17 protein-coding genes and 1 pseudogene are annotated in these 17,949 nt (G+C 53.1%); 13 read left to right on the top strand and 5 right to left on the bottom strand.

Features of this window, described 5'->3' with window-relative positions:
• Nucleotides 1–337: 337 nt before the first annotated feature.
• The 5 genes from ACTH5D_RS04815 (at nucleotide 338) to ACTH5D_RS04795 (ending at nucleotide 5,639) form a co-directional block, all read left to right on the top strand.
• Nucleotides 338–1,678, top strand: coding sequence for a NarK family nitrate/nitrite MFS transporter (locus ACTH5D_RS04815; protein WP_441668885.1), 1,341 nt, complete (start codon nucleotides 338–340; stop codon nucleotides 1,676–1,678).
• Between the two features lie 105 nt (nucleotides 1,679–1,783).
• Nucleotides 1,784–3,067, top strand: a complete 1,284-nt coding sequence (locus ACTH5D_RS04810) for a nitrate- and nitrite sensing domain-containing protein (RefSeq protein ID WP_441668883.1) — start codon at nucleotides 1,784–1,786, stop codon at nucleotides 3,065–3,067.
• 110 nt (nucleotides 3,068–3,177) lie between these two features.
• The gene (locus ACTH5D_RS04805) at nucleotides 3,178–3,864 is read left to right on the top strand and encodes an SDR family oxidoreductase (RefSeq protein WP_441668881.1); all 687 of its coding nucleotides are present in this window, start codon (nucleotides 3,178–3,180) and stop codon (nucleotides 3,862–3,864) included.
• A 160-nt stretch (nucleotides 3,865–4,024) separates the two neighbouring features.
• A complete protein-coding gene (locus ACTH5D_RS04800; RefSeq protein WP_441668879.1) occupies nucleotides 4,025–5,017 on the top strand; it encodes an LLM class flavin-dependent oxidoreductase in 993 nt (330 codons plus the stop codon).
• Nucleotides 5,018–5,096: 79 nt separating this feature from the next.
• A complete protein-coding gene (locus tag ACTH5D_RS04795) occupies nucleotides 5,097–5,639 on the top strand; it encodes a GNAT family N-acetyltransferase (protein WP_441668877.1) in 543 nt (180 codons plus the stop codon).
• A gap of 50 nt (nucleotides 5,640–5,689) precedes the next feature.
• Here ACTH5D_RS04795 and ACTH5D_RS04790 read toward each other — a convergent pair whose 3' ends face one another.
• Complete coding sequence (locus ACTH5D_RS04790) at nucleotides 5,690–6,244, bottom strand: DUF1415 domain-containing protein (protein WP_441668875.1); 555 nt, start codon at nucleotides 6,242–6,244, stop codon at nucleotides 5,690–5,692.
• A gap of 89 nt (nucleotides 6,245–6,333) precedes the next feature.
• Nucleotides 6,334–7,002 (bottom strand): GntR family transcriptional regulator, encoded by a 669-nt coding sequence (locus ACTH5D_RS04785; RefSeq protein WP_441668873.1) that lies wholly within the window; start codon nucleotides 7,000–7,002, stop codon nucleotides 6,334–6,336.
• Nucleotides 7,003–7,178: 176 nt separating this feature from the next.
• Between ACTH5D_RS04785 and ACTH5D_RS04780 the strand changes: the two genes are divergently transcribed.
• The 7 genes from ACTH5D_RS04780 (at nucleotide 7,179) to ACTH5D_RS04750 (ending at nucleotide 14,879) form a co-directional block, all read left to right on the top strand.
• A complete protein-coding gene (locus ACTH5D_RS04780) occupies nucleotides 7,179–7,763 on the top strand; it encodes a chromate transporter (protein ID WP_441668871.1) in 585 nt (194 codons plus the stop codon).
• On the top strand, nucleotides 7,760–8,290 hold the full coding sequence (locus ACTH5D_RS04775; RefSeq protein ID WP_441668869.1) for a chromate transporter: 531 nt from the start codon (nucleotides 7,760–7,762) through the stop codon (nucleotides 8,288–8,290). Before ACTH5D_RS04780 ends, ACTH5D_RS04775 begins: the two co-directional genes overlap by 4 nt.
• A gap of 122 nt (nucleotides 8,291–8,412) precedes the next feature.
• On the top strand, nucleotides 8,413–9,393 hold the full coding sequence (locus ACTH5D_RS04770; protein ID WP_441668867.1) for a Bug family tripartite tricarboxylate transporter substrate binding protein: 981 nt from the start codon (nucleotides 8,413–8,415) through the stop codon (nucleotides 9,391–9,393).
• Between the two features lie 57 nt (nucleotides 9,394–9,450).
• Entirely contained in the window at nucleotides 9,451–9,921 is a 471-nt protein-coding gene (locus ACTH5D_RS04765) for a tripartite tricarboxylate transporter TctB family protein (protein WP_441668865.1), read from the top strand.
• Between the two features lie 13 nt (nucleotides 9,922–9,934).
• The gene (locus ACTH5D_RS04760) at nucleotides 9,935–11,431 is read left to right on the top strand and encodes a tripartite tricarboxylate transporter permease (protein ID WP_441668863.1); all 1,497 of its coding nucleotides are present in this window, start codon (nucleotides 9,935–9,937) and stop codon (nucleotides 11,429–11,431) included.
• A gap of 1 nt (nucleotide 11,432) precedes the next feature.
• A complete protein-coding gene (locus ACTH5D_RS04755; RefSeq protein ID WP_441668861.1) occupies nucleotides 11,433–13,040 on the top strand; it encodes a gamma-glutamyltransferase family protein in 1,608 nt (535 codons plus the stop codon).
• A gap of 159 nt (nucleotides 13,041–13,199) precedes the next feature.
• Complete coding sequence (locus ACTH5D_RS04750) at nucleotides 13,200–14,879, top strand: ABC transporter ATP-binding protein (protein ID WP_441668859.1); 1,680 nt, start codon at nucleotides 13,200–13,202, stop codon at nucleotides 14,877–14,879.
• Nucleotides 14,880–14,999: 120 nt separating this feature from the next.
• Here the strand turns inward: ACTH5D_RS04750 and arfA are convergent, their stop codons facing one another.
• Nucleotides 15,000–15,149 carry an alternative ribosome rescue factor ArfA gene (arfA, locus tag ACTH5D_RS04745; protein ID WP_441668857.1) on the bottom strand — a complete coding sequence of 50 codons (150 nt, stop codon included), beginning with the start codon at nucleotides 15,147–15,149 and terminating at the stop codon, nucleotides 15,000–15,002.
• Nucleotides 15,150–15,233: 84 nt separating this feature from the next.
• The gene (gene dkgB / locus ACTH5D_RS04740; RefSeq protein WP_441668855.1) at nucleotides 15,234–16,052 is read right to left on the bottom strand and encodes a 2,5-didehydrogluconate reductase DkgB; all 819 of its coding nucleotides are present in this window, start codon (nucleotides 16,050–16,052) and stop codon (nucleotides 15,234–15,236) included.
• A gap of 92 nt (nucleotides 16,053–16,144) precedes the next feature.
• Here dkgB and ACTH5D_RS04735 point away from each other — a divergent pair, with 92 nt between their 5' ends.
• Entirely contained in the window at nucleotides 16,145–17,404 is a 1,260-nt protein-coding gene (locus ACTH5D_RS04735) for an MFS transporter (RefSeq protein WP_441668853.1), read from the top strand.
• Between the two features lie 266 nt (nucleotides 17,405–17,670).
• Here the strand turns inward: ACTH5D_RS04735 and ACTH5D_RS04730 are convergent.
• A pseudogene (locus ACTH5D_RS04730) lies at nucleotides 17,671–17,949 on the bottom strand (uroporphyrinogen-III C-methyltransferase); the annotation flags it as partial.

Raw genomic sequence — 17,949 nt, 5'->3', positions numbered from 1 at the left:
ATCACTCACCTATCTGCAGCGATAGCCTTCTGCTAAGCACCAAGATGCCGCAGAGCGGTCATCGTGCGCCCAATCATGCAGCATGCTGATGGATAAGATCGGCCTTGAACAATCTCTTAAAAAAATAAGATCATGATTTTTAAAAATAAATAGGCAACTGGCAAACTACCTGCATAACTCCTACCAGTGGTGGTAGGCGTGGACCAGGCCCAACGGGGTACGAGTGCGTCGAAACTGACCTTCAATGATGAAGGCATGTTCTCGTCAACTGTTTGCGCGACGCTTTTTTGGTGGTGTCGCATAACAGAAAACTCGTTTTATGCCCTGTGAGGCCATCATGGACATCCGCAATAAAGCCAACCGTATTCGACTGTTTAATTTTTCTACACCGCAAATGCGCGCATTCCACTTCTCATGGTTTGCGTTCCATATCTGCTTTTTCGGCTGGTTTGGCATCGCCCCCTTAATGGCGATTGTGCGTGAAGACCTTTCACTCACCCAAACACAAATTGGTAATACGATTATTGCCTCGGTCGCTATTACGGTGATTGTGCGGCTAGCGATTGGCGTCCTTTGCGATCGAATCGGTCCACGCAAAACCTATACCGGCCTGCTGCTGTTAGGCGCCATTCCTGTGATGGGCATTGGCTTCGCTAATAGCTTTGAGACATTTCTGCTGGCCCGCTTAGCCATTGGTGCCATCGGTGCTTCGTTTGTGATCACGCAATACCACACCACGATGATGTTCGCGCCTAACGTAGTGGGAACCGCTAATGCCACCAGCGCGGGCTGGGGCAATTTAGGGGGCGGCACTACACAAATTTTGATGCCTCTCATCTTCTCAGGCCTGCTGATGCTCGGCATTAACGAAGCCTTCGGCTGGCGCTTGGCAATGATGGTGCCCGGCGTGGTCATGGTGTTTACCGGCATCGGTTACTGGCTGTTCACCCAGGATGCTCCCAACGGCAACTTCAGCGAGCTGCGCGCACGGGGCGAGCTACCGGAAGCCACTGGTGAAAACGGCGCCAAACAAAGCTTTCTAGCTGCGGCTAAGGACATACGCGTATGGGCGCTATTCGTTGTCTATGGCCTCTGTTTCGGCGTCGAACTGACGATTAACAATATTGCGGCGATCTACTTCTTTGATAAATTTGATCTTACTTTAGCCACCGCGGGTCTGATCGCTGGCTTATTCGGGCTGATGAATATTTTTGCCCGCACGCTAGGCGGTGTCTTCTCGGATCTTTTCGCCAAGCAAAATGGCTTAAAAGGGCGCGTACACTGGCTGTTTATCGCCCTCATCTGCGAAGGTATTGCGCTGGTGGTGTTCTCACAAATGCATGTATTGAGCCTCGCCATTGGCATCATGTTGGTGTTTAGCCTGTTTGTACAAATGGCCGAAGGTGCCACCTTCGGCGTGGTGCCGTTTATCAATAAAAAAGCGCTGGGTGCGGTAGCGGGCATTGTCGGCGCGGGGGGTAACGTCGGCGCAGTGGGTGCGGCGTTTCTCTTTCGCAGCGAAGGCTTGAGCTATCAGCAAGGCCTGTTCTATTTAGGGCTTACGGTATTGTCACTGGCATCCTGTGTATTGCTTGTACGCTTTAGCGATGCCACCGAAGCCGAAGAGGCTAAAGCCTACCGCGATGCGGCGGGCGATGGAGTAGGCGCAGGCGCTTGATCATTGCGTTAAGCTCTTTTAACGACACTTTTAACTACACTCCCTTTACGCTTCAGAGCGGTGAGGGAGCGATGACTTTAAGCGGTAAGCGACCAGGAAAACGCTATGTCTTCAGCGCAGCAGCTGCTACTAACCGCCATCCGTTGCGATATCGACAGCCTCTCCCACCTTGCCACGACCGCTGACATTGTCGGCGACATCAGCCGCTTTATTCATATGCTGCAGCGTGAACGCGGCGCCTCCACGGTCTATCTTGCCTCTCAAGGCCGGCGCTTCAAAGCACGTCGCGATAGCTACCGCCAGCACAGCGAGCAGGCAGAAACGCTCATGCGTCAGCGGCTGGGAGCACTTAGTGAAGAGGCTCGCCCACAGGCCGCTGCTCGCTTATTGCGCCGTATCGCCGCCGTGTGGCATGCCTTAGATGAACTTGGTGCGCTGCGCCAGGCCATTGATACGTTTTCGATCTCTCCCGATGCCGCGACCCAAGCGTTTAACCAGTTGACGAGTGGGCTACTAGCCATTGTCTTTGAAGCCGCGGACACCGCCAGTGATCCTGACATTACCCGTAGCCTGGTAGCCATTTTCCACTTGATGCAAGGCAAAGAGCTGGCTGGCCAAGAACGCGCCTGCGGTGCGTTTGGTTTTACCCATGGCCACTTCGATGAAGTGCACCGACGCTTATTAAATCAGCTAGTGACTGATCAAAAGCGTTGTTTTGATACCTTTGTGGAATTTGCCTCGCATGAAGCCCAGCAGACTTGGCATACCGAGTGCTCAACACGCACGCTAGCGGACATCTGCCATTTACGCGATATCGCCTGCCTGCGCTCCTCCTCCGCTCAGCAGCCACCTAGCGACACAGCTAACACGCTGAGCGAAACCTGGTACGATCTCACGACGCTGCGTATTGACTCAATGAAAACGGTCGAAGAAGCGCTTATCGCTCAGTTAAGCACCCTTTGCCATCGTAAAATTGCTCAAACCAAAAATGCGTTAGAGAAAGCTAACGTTAAACCCTTTCACTACACGCCCGCCCCCTGCGAACAGCTGCTAGCACTAAATGATGCCCAGCCACTCGGCAATTTGACGGCCGATGCGCTAACGTCACCACTAGGACGCTCGCTGATTGAACTGACCCAAGCCCAGGCGAGCCGTCTGCAAGGGCTTAGCGACGAGCTGGAAAATACCCGTAAAGCCCTGCGTGAGCGTAAACTGATTGAACGCGCTAAAGGCCTGATCATGGCACATCAAGATATGAGTGAAGAGGAGGCATATCGGTTTTTGCGTAAAACCTCGATGGATCAAAGCAAAAGCATGGCGGACATGGCCCAAGCCATTTTGGATCTCTCAGCCATGCTCAAACGCAAAGAAGAGCACCGCTCCCGTTAAGCCGATATAAACTAGCATCGCATCACGTCGAATAAGCTTATGTTTGCAGGATGCCCTCTGCTTGGCCATGCTAAAGGCCACCTGTTTAATCCAGCAAGGAGTGCAATCCTATGCATCACAGCGTGCTATTGATTACCGGCGCATCAAGCGGCATCGGCGCAGCGACTGCTCGTGCCGCCGCCAGGGAAGGTTACAAACTGGTATTAGCGGCTCGCTCTAGTGACAAGCTCAACGCCCTCGCCCAAGAGCTAGGGCCAGAAAATGTGCTGCCCTATACGCTTGATGTGACCAACATGGAGCAGCAACAAGCGATGGTCGAACAGGCTATCGAGACCTTCGGTCGGCTAGATGCTGTCTTTGTCAACGCTGGCCGCGGCGGCTCGCCTGGTGGCTTTAGTGACGCTGACCACACCGCTTGGAGAGAGATGATCCTGACCAATGTCTATGGCGCGGGCCTCACCATTCAAGCCTGCTTACCGGCTCTAAAGCGCAACAAGGGGCAAGTAGTGTTAACAGGCTCCTCAGCCGGTCGCACCACCATTCCCGGTTCGATGTACAGTGCGACCAAATGGGCGATAACAGGCATTGGTTATAATCTGCGTGAAGAACTTCGTGGCACCGGCATGCGCGTCACGTTGATTGAGCCAGGAATGGTCGACACACCGTTTTTTGACGAGCCGCCGGAGCATGCTCTTGAAGATCGCGATGTCGCCAATGCTGTCATCTATGCGCTGTCACAGCCTGCTCATGTGGACGTTAATGAAATACTCATTCGACCAACGCCACCCGTCGAGTAAGCACTATTCGTGCAGCAACGTTGCAAATGGGATGCTGATCGGGACTCAGCAATGAATCATGCCTTGTAATTGGTCGGCACTGACCGCATAACGTGGTATTACCAAGCGCGCTAAGTAATTTTTCACTCCACGCGCCCACGACGTCATATGCAGGTGAACCATGAGCCAACTCGCCAACACCGCCCTCTCCGTGCTGGACTTAGCCCCGATACGCCAAGGCGGCAGCGCTGCTGAGACTTTTCGTGATAGCGTTGCGCTAGCGCAACTAACCGAACGGCTGGGCTATACCCGTTATTGGTTAGCCGAGCATCACAACATCGCCGGTATCGCCAGTGCCGCCACCGCGGTACTCATCGGCCATATCGCCGGGCAAACCTCGACGATCCGCGTAGGCAGCGGCGGCATCATGCTGCCAAATCATCCACCGCTGGTGATTGCCGAGCAGTTTGGCACGCTGGAAACGCTGTATCCTGGCCGTATTGACTTGGGCTTAGGGCGTGCCCCTGGCTCTGATGGCGCCACGATGCAGGCCATGCGCCGTAATGCCCATGCCGGCGTCGATGACTTTCCCCAATTACTCAACGAACTAAGCAGCTACTTAGCTGACGCCGATCCTCGTCAGCGCGTCAAGGCTGTTCCCGGCCAGGGAACACATGTGCCGATATGGCTGCTAGGGTCTAGCGGCTACAGTGCGCAGCTAGCAGCGAAGCTGGGCTTACCTTTTGCGTTTGCCGCCCAGTTTGCACCAGGCTATTTATTTGAGGCTTTGCGGCTGTATCGCGACAACTTCCTCCCCTCCGAACATCTTGCCAAGCCCCATGCCATGGTTGGCCTGCCGGTGATGGCGGCTGAGAGCGATGCGATGGCACACTACCTAGCCACCACCGCGCAGCAGAAGTTTCTTAACCTAATTCGGGGCAAGCCTACTCAGTCGCAGCCACCGGTTGAGCAACTAGACTGGTCACCGGCAGAGCAGGCCCAGGTCAGCCAGTTTTTAGGCGCGGCGATTATTGGCGGGCCGGAAACAGTAAAAGCCGAGCTGGAAGAGTTTCAAGCGCGCACCGGTGCTGATGAACTCATGATTAATAGTGACTTTTTTAATCATTCGGATCGCTTGCGCAGCTATGAAATTGTCGCTGAGGTCGCTCGCTGATCGCTTAGCCGATGTTTAGGTATGCGCTAGACATTCGATAACCAATAGGCTCAAACCATAGGGCACCGCTAGAAAGCTTATGACATCACTCACTTTCACGCCGATGACGGAAGATGATTTCGCCGTTTTTTGGCCAACGTTTCAAGCGATTGTCGCGGCACAAGAAACCTATGCGATTGAGCCCAACATTAGCATCGAGTCGGCGCGCCAGCTATGGCTTAAGACACCTAAAGCCAGTTTGGTCGCCAAGGATGCCGGCGGCCAACTGCTGGGAGCGTACTACCTAAAAGCCAATGCTGCAGGCCCCGGCGATCACGTATGCAACTGTGGTTACATGGTCGCCCCAGCCGCGCGCGGCAAAGGCGTCGCTCGCGCCATGTGCGAGCATTCCCAGCAGCAGGCACGGCAGCTAGGTTTTCTAGCAATGCAATACAATGCGGTGGTGGCGACTAATGAGGTTGCTGTCGCGCTATGGCAAAACCTTGGGTTTAGCATTGTCGGCACGGTTCCCAATGCCTTTCGCCATGCGCAGCACGGTTTTGTCGATACCCACGTAATGCATAAAGCGCTGCCAGGCCACGAAGGTCTGCCTCTTCTTGGCGATTCTTTACCCAGTCAATAGTAATGAGGAGATCTAAGCCAAGGCAAACATCAGTTAGTAATTCACACCCCTTAAATATCCACTCCAAAGCAGCGCTGCAGTTGCTGCTCAGCGGCATCGCTGCCCATAGCCGTCAATTTGGCGATATTGCGCTCGGGGATAGCATCGGTATCACCGTAAAACTCAATTGCCTTTTCGACGCTTTCCTCACGCAATAGGTGAACCATCGCGTAGGGGGAGCGGTTGGTATAATTAGCAGCATCCTCAGGCTCAGCGCCATCAAAGCAGTAATCAGGATGAAAGGTCGCGAGCTGATAGATGCCTTCATAGCCCTGATCGAGCAAAATATGCTCAGCCAACTCAACAAAGTCGAGATAATGGTCAAAGCTTTTAAACAACGTTGGAAATACCAGCAGCGTTGTTTCCGTCTCCAGATGCTCATCCAACCACTGCACTTCAATCATCAGCTCTTCAAGCGCCACTTCCATTTTTTTGGAGCGTACGACCTCAACGCGAATGGATTCACGCTCTAACTCCCGCTGCGCAAATGGGCAAATATCCTGCGCCACAATGAAGGTGCGCACCCAGCTTAGCGTTTGCGCCACTATTCGATTATCCGCGTGCATAGCACCCTCTTTAGCATTAGCCCGACAATGGCCGATAGACAGATCGCGGCAGTTTAAGAGTTGCCGTCAGTTGCCACTATGTGGCCCTATCAGGCGTGGTCTTGGTAGCGCTTTAAAGCGACTTCATGGGATTTATGAATATGGTCGTTCATTAGCTCTCGCGCCGCCCTGACATCGCGCTGTAACGCTAGCTCGACGAGCTGGTGATGCTGCTCGTCAAGCTCTTGACGAATCGTCGGCATTTTCGGACCCAAGCGCCGATAGCGATCAAACTGGTCGTGTAACTGCTCAATAAAGCGCAATAGCCAAACGGAACCACACGGCGCCACCAGCGTGCGATGAAATTGAGTATGCAAGTGCTCCCATGGCTCGCCTTTATCCAAACTGATATCCGCGCGTTTCAGGCGGTGCGCGGCGGCCAGCAAGTCGGCCTCCCAAAGCGAATCGCCATGGCTGATTGCACGCTCCAACGCCATGCCCTCCATTTCCAGACGCATCTGGACAATATCTTCCAATTCCTCGCGCGACAGTTTTGGAACCCGAAAACCACGCTGATTTTCCTGAATCAACAAGCCATAGGCCGCCAACTTATTGAGCGCTTCTCGTAACGGGCTCAAGCCTACGTCATAGCGCTCTTTGAGCGCATTGATAGCAAGCTTTTCACCTGCAATAAAGCGCCCCCCCACTAAGTCTTTACGCAAGTGATCAAATACGCAGCTTGATGCTGTTGCAGCTGATTTAGGTAAAAAATCACTCATAATGCTGTCCTTTTATTATTTCGCACTTGTGATCATTCTTCGCTTCAGTATTGACGCTACACCGAGCACTGCCTATAGTCTATTTTATATAAAATAATCGATTTTTTAACCTACGTACGATAAATAAGGCAGGATATGCTTTCTATCTCATTGTCAGCCCTGCAGGCTCACTGTCCATGAAAACACGAAGCATGAAAGTGCAATCCGTCTCCTGGCAATTGTTTTGGGCATTTTTCCGCGTTGGCATCTTCGGCTTTGGCGGTGGCCCGTCCATGATACCGCTTGTACGTGCCGAGGTTGTCACCCGTTACCAATGGCTCACCGATGAAGAATTCGCCGACGTATTAGCGATCGGCAATACCTTGCCTGGCCCCATCGCCACCAAAATGCCCGGTTATATTGGTTACCGAGTAGGCGGCACAATGGGCTGCATTGCCTCAGTTATTGCCGTCATTTTTCCTATGATAGTGGCAATGATAGTCATGTTAGGCATTTTTAGTCGATATCGCGATGTCGCTTGGATTCGAGGCATGGGCCAAGCAGTGGTTCCCGTGGTGATGGTAATGATGGCGCAGCTAACCTGGGACTTTTTTGATAAATCCAAAGCATCGCTTGGCTGGCTAGTCAGCATAGCCATGGTGATTATTTCTGCTGGACTCATCTATTGGCTCGACATTCATCCTGGCTGGGTCATTGGCGCCATATTACTGACCGCCCTGCTTCGACCCGCCAGCAAGAAAAAAACGGAGGAGACCGCGTGATTTACTGGGATCTCTTCTTAGCCTTTTTTATTCCCAATATTATCGGCTACGGCGGCGGCCCGGCGATTATTCCTTTAATTGAAGCAGAGGTCGTCGGCCGCTACGGCTGGATGACGTCTCAAGCCTTTGCTGAAACGCTTGCCTTAGGCAACGCTTTACCCAGCCCTATCGCAACCAAAATGGCGGGCTACGTTGGCTATGAAGTCGCTGGCGTTGGAGGCGCTTTCGTTTCGATCGCGGCCACCGTCATTCCCTCCTTGCTGTTAATGCTTGGCGCATTGGGGTTGCTGTATCGGCACCGCGAATCACCACGCGTGAAGCGTATGAGCCAATGGGTTCGCCCAGTCATCGCCATGATGATGGCATGGTTGACCTTGGGCTTTCTGCTTGAAGGTATTAACACCAGCGGCGTCATTCACACATTGATTATTGGAATCATTGCCGCCATTGCTCTGATTCGCTTTAAAACACACCCAGCCTTTGTCGTCATGGGCGCCTTGATTTATGGGGCTCTCCTGCTGGGTTAACACTGACGAAAACACCGCATTTTTATAACAAGAACCCGATAACGGAACCACGCGCTCACCACGTCGCTGCATTTAGAGCGACTTCCCAGAACACCAAACTCAACCTATAAAGGTGTACAAGAATGACGCGTTCAAAATTGACTCTAAGTACGACCCTCGCTGCCATCGGACTTGCATCTAGCTTGGCAATCGCTACCACTGCACAGGCTGACTATCCTGAACAGGATGTACGCTTAATCATTCCTTACGGCCCTGGCGGAGCAACCGACATTCTGTTCCGCTTAATTTCCCAGGAAGCCGAAAAGACGCTGGGTGAATCCATTGTTCCTGTCAATATGGCCGGCGCGGGTGCAACGCTGGGATCACGCAATGTTAAAGATGCCAATCCCGATGGCTACACCCTGCTTGGTAGCCACGACACCATTGCACTTTCAAAGCTAGCAGGAACTGTCGACTACTCGTTTGATGCCTTTGAGCCCATCGCATTACTCACTCAAACCATCAACATTCCCACCACCTATTCCAATCATCCGGTACAAAATGCCGATGCAATCGCTGACTACGTCAGTGAGCACCCTGGCCAAGTACGCTTTAGCATGATCCCTAGCTCAACCGATCACTTCTTCTGGTCACAGTTTTTTCAGGAAGCAGGCATCGATATGGCGGACGTGCGCTTAGTGGGCTACCCAGACACCGGCCAGCAGGTATCGGCTCTGTTAGCCGAAGAAGTTGACTTCGCAATGTTTAACCTACCCTCAGGCAGAGCATTCTTTGAAGATGGCTCCTTTCGCGCATTAGGCATCGCCCATTCCGAACGCCTTGATAGCATGCCCGATGTGCCGACGCTGCGTGAGCAGGGCATCAACATGGATCACTCTACAAGCCGTGGCATTTTCGCGCCTAAAGGCACACCGCAAGAAATTATCGACACCCTCTCTGATGCTTACGGCAATGCTCTTGAAAATAAAGAAGTACGTAGCCGTATCGAAAATGAGTTCGGCTCTGTAGTGAGATTCCTTGCGGGCGATGATTATCAAACGTTCCTGGATGAAAACGAAGCTGCATTAAGTGCTGCTGCAGAAAACATCGATTTCCAGAACTGATAACGCACCCTCTGGCCCACGTAGTTGCGCGGACCAGAGCTGCCTGAGGCATCGCTAATGCTGACGCTAACTAAAGACCGCGCCTTGGCGCTGGCACTGCTGCTAATTGTGGCTGTCATGTGGATAGAATCGGGTGACATTCGCCCCCCTACCAGTTGGCAACCATATGGATCAGCGCTTTTCCCACGCATCTTGTTGGTAGTGATTGGACTGTTATCACTCATGATCTTGGTACGCTCGCTATTGATAAAAGTGCCTGAACGCGCGAGTGCAAAACAGCTCATCAAAGAGTGGTTTCAGAGCCGGCGTACTATCGTCGCTCTATTTCTACTGTTTGGGCTTTATGCAGCACTACTTCCACTGGTGGGGTATATCGCAGCCACTATTGGCTTCTTAATCACCTCTCTTGCACTCCTGATGGGCACTAATACGCTTCGTAAGTGGCTTATTAATCTCACCCTTAGCTGCTCCCTAGCCATCGTGATATTTGTGATATTCCGCTATGGCCTGAATGTCTGGCTACCTTAACCTGGAGTAAATAATGACTAATTTTTTTCTCCAAGCGCTTGCTGAAGTGGGTACGCCATCTGTTTTAGGCTTGATCACCATCGGCGTCTTGTTCGGAATTGTAGGCGGCAGTATCCCTGGATTCACCGTCACTATGGCCATCCTAGTGGTCTTCCCTTTCACCTTTGCCATGGATCCGGTAAGCGGCGTCTCACTCATGGTCGGTGTCTTTGTGGGTGGCTATTCAGGCGGGATAGTATCGGGCGTTATGCTCGGCATCCCCGGTACGCCCTCCTCCATTACCACTGTATACGATGGCTACCCGATGGCCCAGCGAGGCGAGCCTGGTCGCGCACTGGGCATTGGCGTTGCCTCATCGTTTCTAGGCACCATTATCAGCGTAGCAGTACTGGTCTTTTTCGGACCATTGATTGCTAGCTTCAGCATGAACTTTCGCCCCTGGGAGATCACTGCGCTGATTATTTTCGCGCTAACGCTGGTGGCAGGACTTTCAAGTGGCGCGCTGCTTAAAGGTTTAATGGCCGCTGCGCTGGGGCTGTTAATTACCACCGTTGGTTATGACCGCAATAGCAATCTACGCTTTGATTTCGGGCTACCTGCTTTGGGCTCAGGGTTTGAAATCTTACCGGTAATGATTGGTATTTTTGCGTTCTCTCAGCTTCTTGGCAATATCGAAAAACTTAAAGACGATGGCAGCGGTAGCAAAAAAATTGATACCAATGTCACGATCCCTTACGGCCAAATTATTAAAGATATGGCGGGGCAAAAGCTCAATATCATACGCTCGTCTTTAATTGGCAGCTTAGTCGGTGCGCTGCCAGGCACTGGCGGCACCGTTGCTAACTTTCTAAGTTACGATCAGGCTAAAAAATTCTCCCGACGCCCGGAAGAGTTTGGCACGGGGACTCCTAGCGGCATCGTCGCCTCAGAAGCTTCTAATAGTGCAGTAGCCGGCGGCGCCTTTGTCCCCACGCTTGCACTAGGCATACCTGGCGATTTGCCTATGGCCATCATGATGGGGGTACTCATTTTGCATGGTATTACGCCGGGGCCGATGATGTTTGAGCAGAACCCAGTCCTCGTGGGAGCCATTTACGCCAGTCTGCTGATAGGTGCGCTGGTGATGGTGCTTTGCAACCTGCTGCTAGTGCGTTGGTTCGCCAAAATATCGTTGATCCCACAGCAAATCCTCATTCCTGTAGTACTGATGCTATGTGCGATTGGCGCCTACGCACTCAATAACAACCTGTTCGATATTTGGGTGTTATTTATCTTTGGCATCATTGGCTACCTACTTTGGAAAGCTGAAGTACCGCTCACCCCGCTGATACTGGGCGTAGTGCTTGGTGACAACCTTGAGCGCCAGCTATTCCGTGCCCTTGAACTTAATGAAAGTTGGTTAACTTTTTTAACTCGGCCTCTCTCTGCGCTTTTCTTAGCATTAGCCGTCGCTTCTATTCTATTTTCGCTTTATCAAGAGCGTAAGATTCGGCGCTTAAAAGGACTCTAATATGCAACAAGATGCACTCTACTATCCTAGCGCTTCACGTCGTATGTCTACGTTCGGAAAACGTGGCATGGTTGCCACCTCTCAGCCATTAGCCGCTCAGGTGGGCATCAGTATTTTACAGCAAGGCGGCAATGCTATTGATGCCGCTATTGCAACGGCGGCGGCGTTGACTGTCGTCGAGCCCACCTCCAACGGTATCGGCAGCGATGCTTTTGCCATTGTGTGGGTCGACGGCAAGTTACATGGCCTAAATGCCAGCGGCCCGGCGCCACAAGCGGCGACCATTGAAGCATTAAAAGCACTCGGTCACGATACAGTTCCCGCCCACGGCATGCTGCCGGTTACGGTACCGGGTGCTCCCGCTGCCTGGGCGGCGCTCTCCGAGCGCTTCGGTAAACTACCTTTTGCCGAGCTGTTAGCGCCAGCCATTGCACTCGCCGATGAAGGTTTCCCTGTATCACCCGTCATTCATCAAATGTGGAAGGCTGCCTTTACCAATTACTCGGCATACAGCGAGGCTTCTTTCAAACCCTGGTTGGATACTTTCGCGCCCGAAGAACGAGCACCAAACGCCGGTGAACTGTGGCGCTCTGAAGGCCATGCAAAAAGTCTACAGGCAATTGCTGACACTCACGCCAAAGCGTTTTATGAGGGTGAACTGGCAGAGGCCATCGACGCATTTTCGCGCCAACACGGTGGACTCTTGCGTAAAGAAGATCTAGCGGCTTACCAGCCAGAATGGGTCGACCCCATCAGTGTGCGCTACAAAGGCCATGATATTTGGGAAATCCCCCCCAACGGCAGCGGCATAGTCGTGCTGCAAGCGCTGGGTATACTTGAACAGCTGGGTGAAGAGAGCTGTGATCAGGTTGAAACGCTGCACCGCCGTATTGAGGCTACCAAACTAGCCTACGTCGATGGCTTCGCGCATGTTACTGATCTGGATGCTATGCGTCCCACCATTGACCAGATGTTAAACGACGACTATTTGGAAGCGCGGGCAGCGCTCATTGGCGAGCAGGCCGTTGACCCTGTACATGGTAATCCAATTAAGGGCGGCACAGTCTACCTGGCAACAGCGGACAGCGATGGCAATATGGTGTCGCTGATTCAAAGCAATTTCAAAGGCTTTGGTTCGGGCATGGTGGTACCAGACACCGGCATTAGCCTGCAGAACCGCGGCTGGTCGTTCTCACTTGATCCGCAGCACCCTAATGCCTTAGCGCCAGGAAAACGCACCTATCACACCATCATCCCAGGCTTTATCACCAAAGATAATCAAGCCGTTGGACCCTTTGGCGTGATGGGCGGTTATATGCAACCGCAGGGCCATGTGCAGGTGGTGACGGCCATGCTTGAAGATCAACTCAATCCCCAGGCAGCGCTCGATATGCCGCGCTGGAAATGGACCAAAGGCAAAACCATCGAAGTCGAGGCTGACTTCCCCAACCATTTAGCCCTAGCGCTGGCCCGCCGTGGGCACGACATTGTTAAGGTGGCCGATTCAATCAGCTTTGGCCGTGGTCAAATTATCCTGCGCGACGCTGAAACCGGTGTACTGCAAGGTGGCACCGAGCCGCGCACCGATGGGGCGGTATTACCCTGGTAGGCCGCTTTCCTGCTCACATGCTCTCCGCCGCGTTGCCGTTTCAGGCAACCGGCGGTTGAACTAGCTATCCACGCTTAACCCCCGCATCATGGCACTACTTTTTTTACTCAGTGTTTTGCCTCTTCAGCTATTCCGTCATCACGTCAGCCTTCATCTTCGGTGCCCTCTTCTCCAGCGGCCACTTCACCGCTAAGCGGCTTTTTGGGCGTCTTTCGCTATAGCCGTCGCGCGCTTGGCTTGGTGTGGCAAACCTCGTGCTGGATGATGTTGGGATTAGCGCTATGCACGCTGGTCGCGGGCGTCTTACCGGCCGTGGCGGCATGGGTTGGCCAATTGATCGTAGATGGCGTCGTGAGTGCCATGGATGCCCATCAGGCAGCGTCAAACCCCAACCTGCTGGCGTCCATTGCGCCGGTACTCAAGCTAGTAGGGGTGGAGGCGCTCATCATTGGTTTAATCGCGTTGGCCCAGCGCGGCCTTTCGGCTCAGCAGTCACTTTTGCGTGCCATGCTGGGGCAAAAAGTGAACGTCATGATTCTGGAGAAGGCGGGCACGCTGTCACTCAGCCAGTTTGAAGACTCCGAGTTATACGACCAGCTGACGCGTGCGCGGCGTGAAGCATCTACGCGCCCCCTAGCGCTGGTCAACAAAACCTTTGGACTGATGCAAAATGCAATCTCGCTAGGTAGCTTCAGTGTCCTGTTAGTGCAGTTTTCCCCCTGGGCGATACTGATTTTAGTGGTAGGCGCACTGCCGGTGTTTATCTCGGAAGCTAAGTTTTCGGGCGACGCTTTCCGGCTGTTTCGCTGGCGTTCGCCGCAAAACCGTATGCAGATCTATTTAGAGACGCTACTTACCCGGGAAGACAGCATTAAAGAGGTCAAATTGTTTGGCCTTGAAGGGTTATTTCTCAAACGCTACCGCGCTATTTTCACCCAGCTATTTTCCGAAGATCGCCGCTTAACCCTACGCCGGGAAAGCTGGGGATTTTTGTTAGGCTTGCTGGGCACCCTAACGTTTTACCTTGCCTACGGCTGGGTCGTGGTTGAAACAATTGTCGGCACGCTAACCCAGGGTGTTGTCCCCGGAGATGGCCTGCGCTTTGAACACGTCAGTTTCTCTTATCCTGGCGGCGCCGATGTTTTACACGATATCTCATTGCACCTTGCCCCTGGCCAAAGCTTAGCCTTAGTGGGTGAAAACGGGTCGGGGAAAACCACGCTTATTAAGCTGTTAACGCGGCTTTATCGCCCCACGCAAGGGCGTATTCTGCTCGATGGTAGCGACCTGCAGAAATGGAGTACCCAGGCGTTACGTGAACGTACCGGCGCCATTTTTCAGGACTTCGTACGCTATCAGCTCAGGGTGGGTGAAAATCTTGGCGTCGGCGATACTCGCGCGTTTGACGACGAACAGCGCTGGCAGCAGGCCGCGCGCCATGGCATGGCCGATGACTTTATTGGCCGCATGGCCAGCGGCTACCACACTCAGCTTGGCCGTTGGTTTAAGAATGGGCAGGAGCTCTCTGGCGGGCAATGGCAAAAAATTGCCTTATCACGTGCTTACATGCGCAAAAACGCCGATATTTTGGTGCTAGATGAGCCCACGGCGGCCATGGACGCCGCCGCAGAGGCCGACATATTCGCCCGCTTTCGCGAGCATAGTCAGCAGAAAATGACGATTCTGATCTCCCACCGCTTCTCAACCGTTCGCAGCGCTGATCTCATTTTAGTCATCGACCAAGGCCGTATTATTGAGCACGGCACTCATGAAGAGCTATTAACAGCACAGGGTCGCTATGCAATGCTGTTTCAACTACAGGCAGAAGGCTATCGCTAGATAGATCACGGTAACAGCACATCAAATTGCTGCTTAATACAACGCGCCAGGCTGGCGATGAGGTACGGTTTAGAGATGCCAGAGGAGATATTGCCAAAACGCTGAGCTTAAACGCTTCGCTCAAGCGGCTTGGCGATACCCCCTCAGACCCTTTTGATCTTTACGCGAGTAGCTTCCTTTGCCTTTTTTCGGGGCCTGCTGCTGCATTTTAAACATGGGCGTTCGCAGCTGCGCTTTTAATGCGTTGTCTTGAATCTTGCGCTGTTTCATCGTTTTATCCTTACGTTAAAAGATACCTGCTCAAAGCAGGCATCCCATCAGACATCGGCTATCTTTTAGTGTTCAACCGCCCGCTTACTCATCCCATGCCGGTGCAAAGCCGGGGTTAGCAATACGCTCTTGGCGATCCAACATCGCAATATCGTCCATCTCACTATCGCTTAGCACCAAATCAAAAGCGGCAATGTTGCTTTGAATATTACGCGCCTTAGTGGAAGAAGGAATGGTAATCATCTTACGCTGATTGACCCAGGCCAGGGCAACTTGCGCTGGGGTTACTTTATGCGCGTCGGCAATTTGCTTGAGAGTTGGATCGTCCATCACCTTACCTACCGCCAGCGGCATAAATGCAGTCACCTGAATACCCAGGTGCTCGCAGTGCTCTGCTAGCTTACGGTTCTGCAGGAAGGGGTGAACCTCGATCTGATTGGTCAGAATTTCATCTTTACCCAGGATACCAACCGCCTCGTCCACCTGATTGCAGGTAAAGTTAGAAATACCAATATGGCGCGCTTTACCCTCCGCTTTGACTTCCTTCAGAGCTGTCAAATAATCGGCCATAGGCACCTCACCCTCTGGTGATGGCCAGTGTATCAGCAGCAGGTCAACGTACCCTGTGCCCAGTTTCTGGAGACTTTCGTCTACGCTGGCCTTCAGCCTTGATGGCTCCAAGTTGTCAAACCACACCTTGGTGGTGAGGAAAATATCGCTGCGGTGCACGTCACTGTCGTGAATAGCCTCGCCAACTTCCGCTTCATTGCCATAAAACTGCGCCGTGTCGATATGCCGATACCCAGCCTCAAGCGCGGCATGAATGCTATGCTTGAGCGTTTCGCCCTCCAGGCGAAAAGTACCGAATCCGGGATTAGGAATTACACTTTGCATCATTAACATCCTTTTCTATTGATAGCGTGTTAACTAACATGGGGCAGCCACCCGCGCACTTCAACCCATGCACCCAAATCTTCGCCTACCATGATGATGCTATGACCTCTGCTACCCATTCACTGCCCAGCTCTTCGGAACCGTTAGTACCGCTGCATCGCCAGTCCGGCTTTTTAAGCTTTTTGCTATCGCGATTAGCGGCGGTATTTGCCATGCAGATTCAGGCTATTGTGGTGGCCTGGCAGGTGTATGACATCACCCGAGACCCGATGGCCCTGGCCTATGTGGGCCTGGCTCAGTTTCTACCCATGGTGCTATTGCTACTGCCGGCCGGCGATTTTGTCGACCGCTTTTCGCGCAAGCGTATCTTGCAACTTAGCTGGCTCGTTCAGGGCCTGTGTAGCGCGCTGCTGCTGACGCTTTCGCTGAATGGAAGTCAGAGCGTTAGCGGCTTTTACGCGGTATTGGCATTGTTCGGCGCCGCACGGGCTTTTACCGGCCCGGCCTTACAAAGCCTGCTGCCCAATATCGTTCCTCGCGCGCAGCTTGCCTCAGCGATCGCGTTAAATAGCTCTATCATGAAAGTGGCGGTCATTCTTGGCCCGCTATTAGGCGGTATTCTGTATGGGCTAGGGGGTGGCAGCCTGGCCTATAGCGTCTGCTTAGGATGTTTTATAACCGCATTATTTCTGCTGCTCCCGGTGCCCATACGCTATGTTGAACCGGCTAAAACGTTGGAAAGCACCGCCATTAAGCGTTTTACCGCGGGCATTCGCTACATACGCTATCAGCCGATTATTTTAGGGGCGATTTCGCTGGACCTTTTTGCCGTGCTGCTAGGCGGGGTGGTGGCATTGCTGCCTATCTATGCACAAGAGGTGCTGCACGTGGGGCCCGAAGGATTAGGTGCACTGCGAAGCGCGATTGCTGTCGGCGCATTGCTTATGGGGCTGTACTTGGGCATCCGCGGCATCAAGCGGCGCGCCGGGCTGGTGATGTTTGTGGCGGTCACTGTTTTCGGCATTGCCAATTTGGTGTTCGCTTTCTCAACGTTCTTTTGGCTTTCGATGGTGGCCATGCTCGTGGCTGGCGCTGCCGATATGATTAGCGTGTATGTACGTACCACGCTGATTCAGCTCGCGACTCCCGATGAAATGCGCGGGCGCGTCAACGCAGTCAATATGCTGTTTATTGGTTCCAGCAATGAGCTGGGTGAGTTTCGCGCAGGCAGTATGGCGGCATGGTTTGGCGCCGTACCGGCAGCCATCATTGGTGGCGTAGGCACATTAGCGGTCGTTGGCGCCTGGATGAAGCTATTCCCTACCCTGCGCCAGGTCGACCGCTTTGACGACGCCCGTTGATACAAAGCACATATTAACGCGCCAGCAACGTGATAACGGTAATCGCCAGCGCCAAAATCGATCAGCATCACCGTGCCATGGCTTTCGATCATGATATTGTCGGGGCGCACATATTGATTCAGCATTTCGAGCCGATGGAACGCGCGTAGCCCTTTGGCTGCACGCTGAGGCTCACTGGGCAAATAAACGTCATAAAAATCCTGATTGCTCGGCTTACGCACTTTATCCGAATGCTGGCCGAGCAAAATGGTCAGCGCTGACATCGGCTAACGAGCGCCTTCGCTGGAGCGGCATACGGCGGCTACGTTAACGGGCGACGTGGTGACCCTTTGCACAACGCTACCCACCACAATCAAGCAGGGTGATGGCAACGGTTGAGCGGCAAGCTTTGCAGGCATGTCTGCTAATGTGCCGATCAACGACCGCTGCTCACACTGGCTGGCATTGGCCACTAGCATGATCGACCATTCATCGGGCAGACCTGCCTGGCGTAAGCCTTGGCAAATAGCGGCTACTTTGGAGAGGCCCATATAAAACACCAGGGT

The sequence above is a fragment of the Halomonas sp. genome, from assembly GCF_052095695.1.
Classification (GTDB): domain Bacteria; phylum Pseudomonadota; class Gammaproteobacteria; order Pseudomonadales; family Halomonadaceae; genus Vreelandella.
The sequence above is the reverse complement of the archived record's forward strand: the minus strand, read 5'-3'. Positions and strand labels throughout refer to the sequence as shown.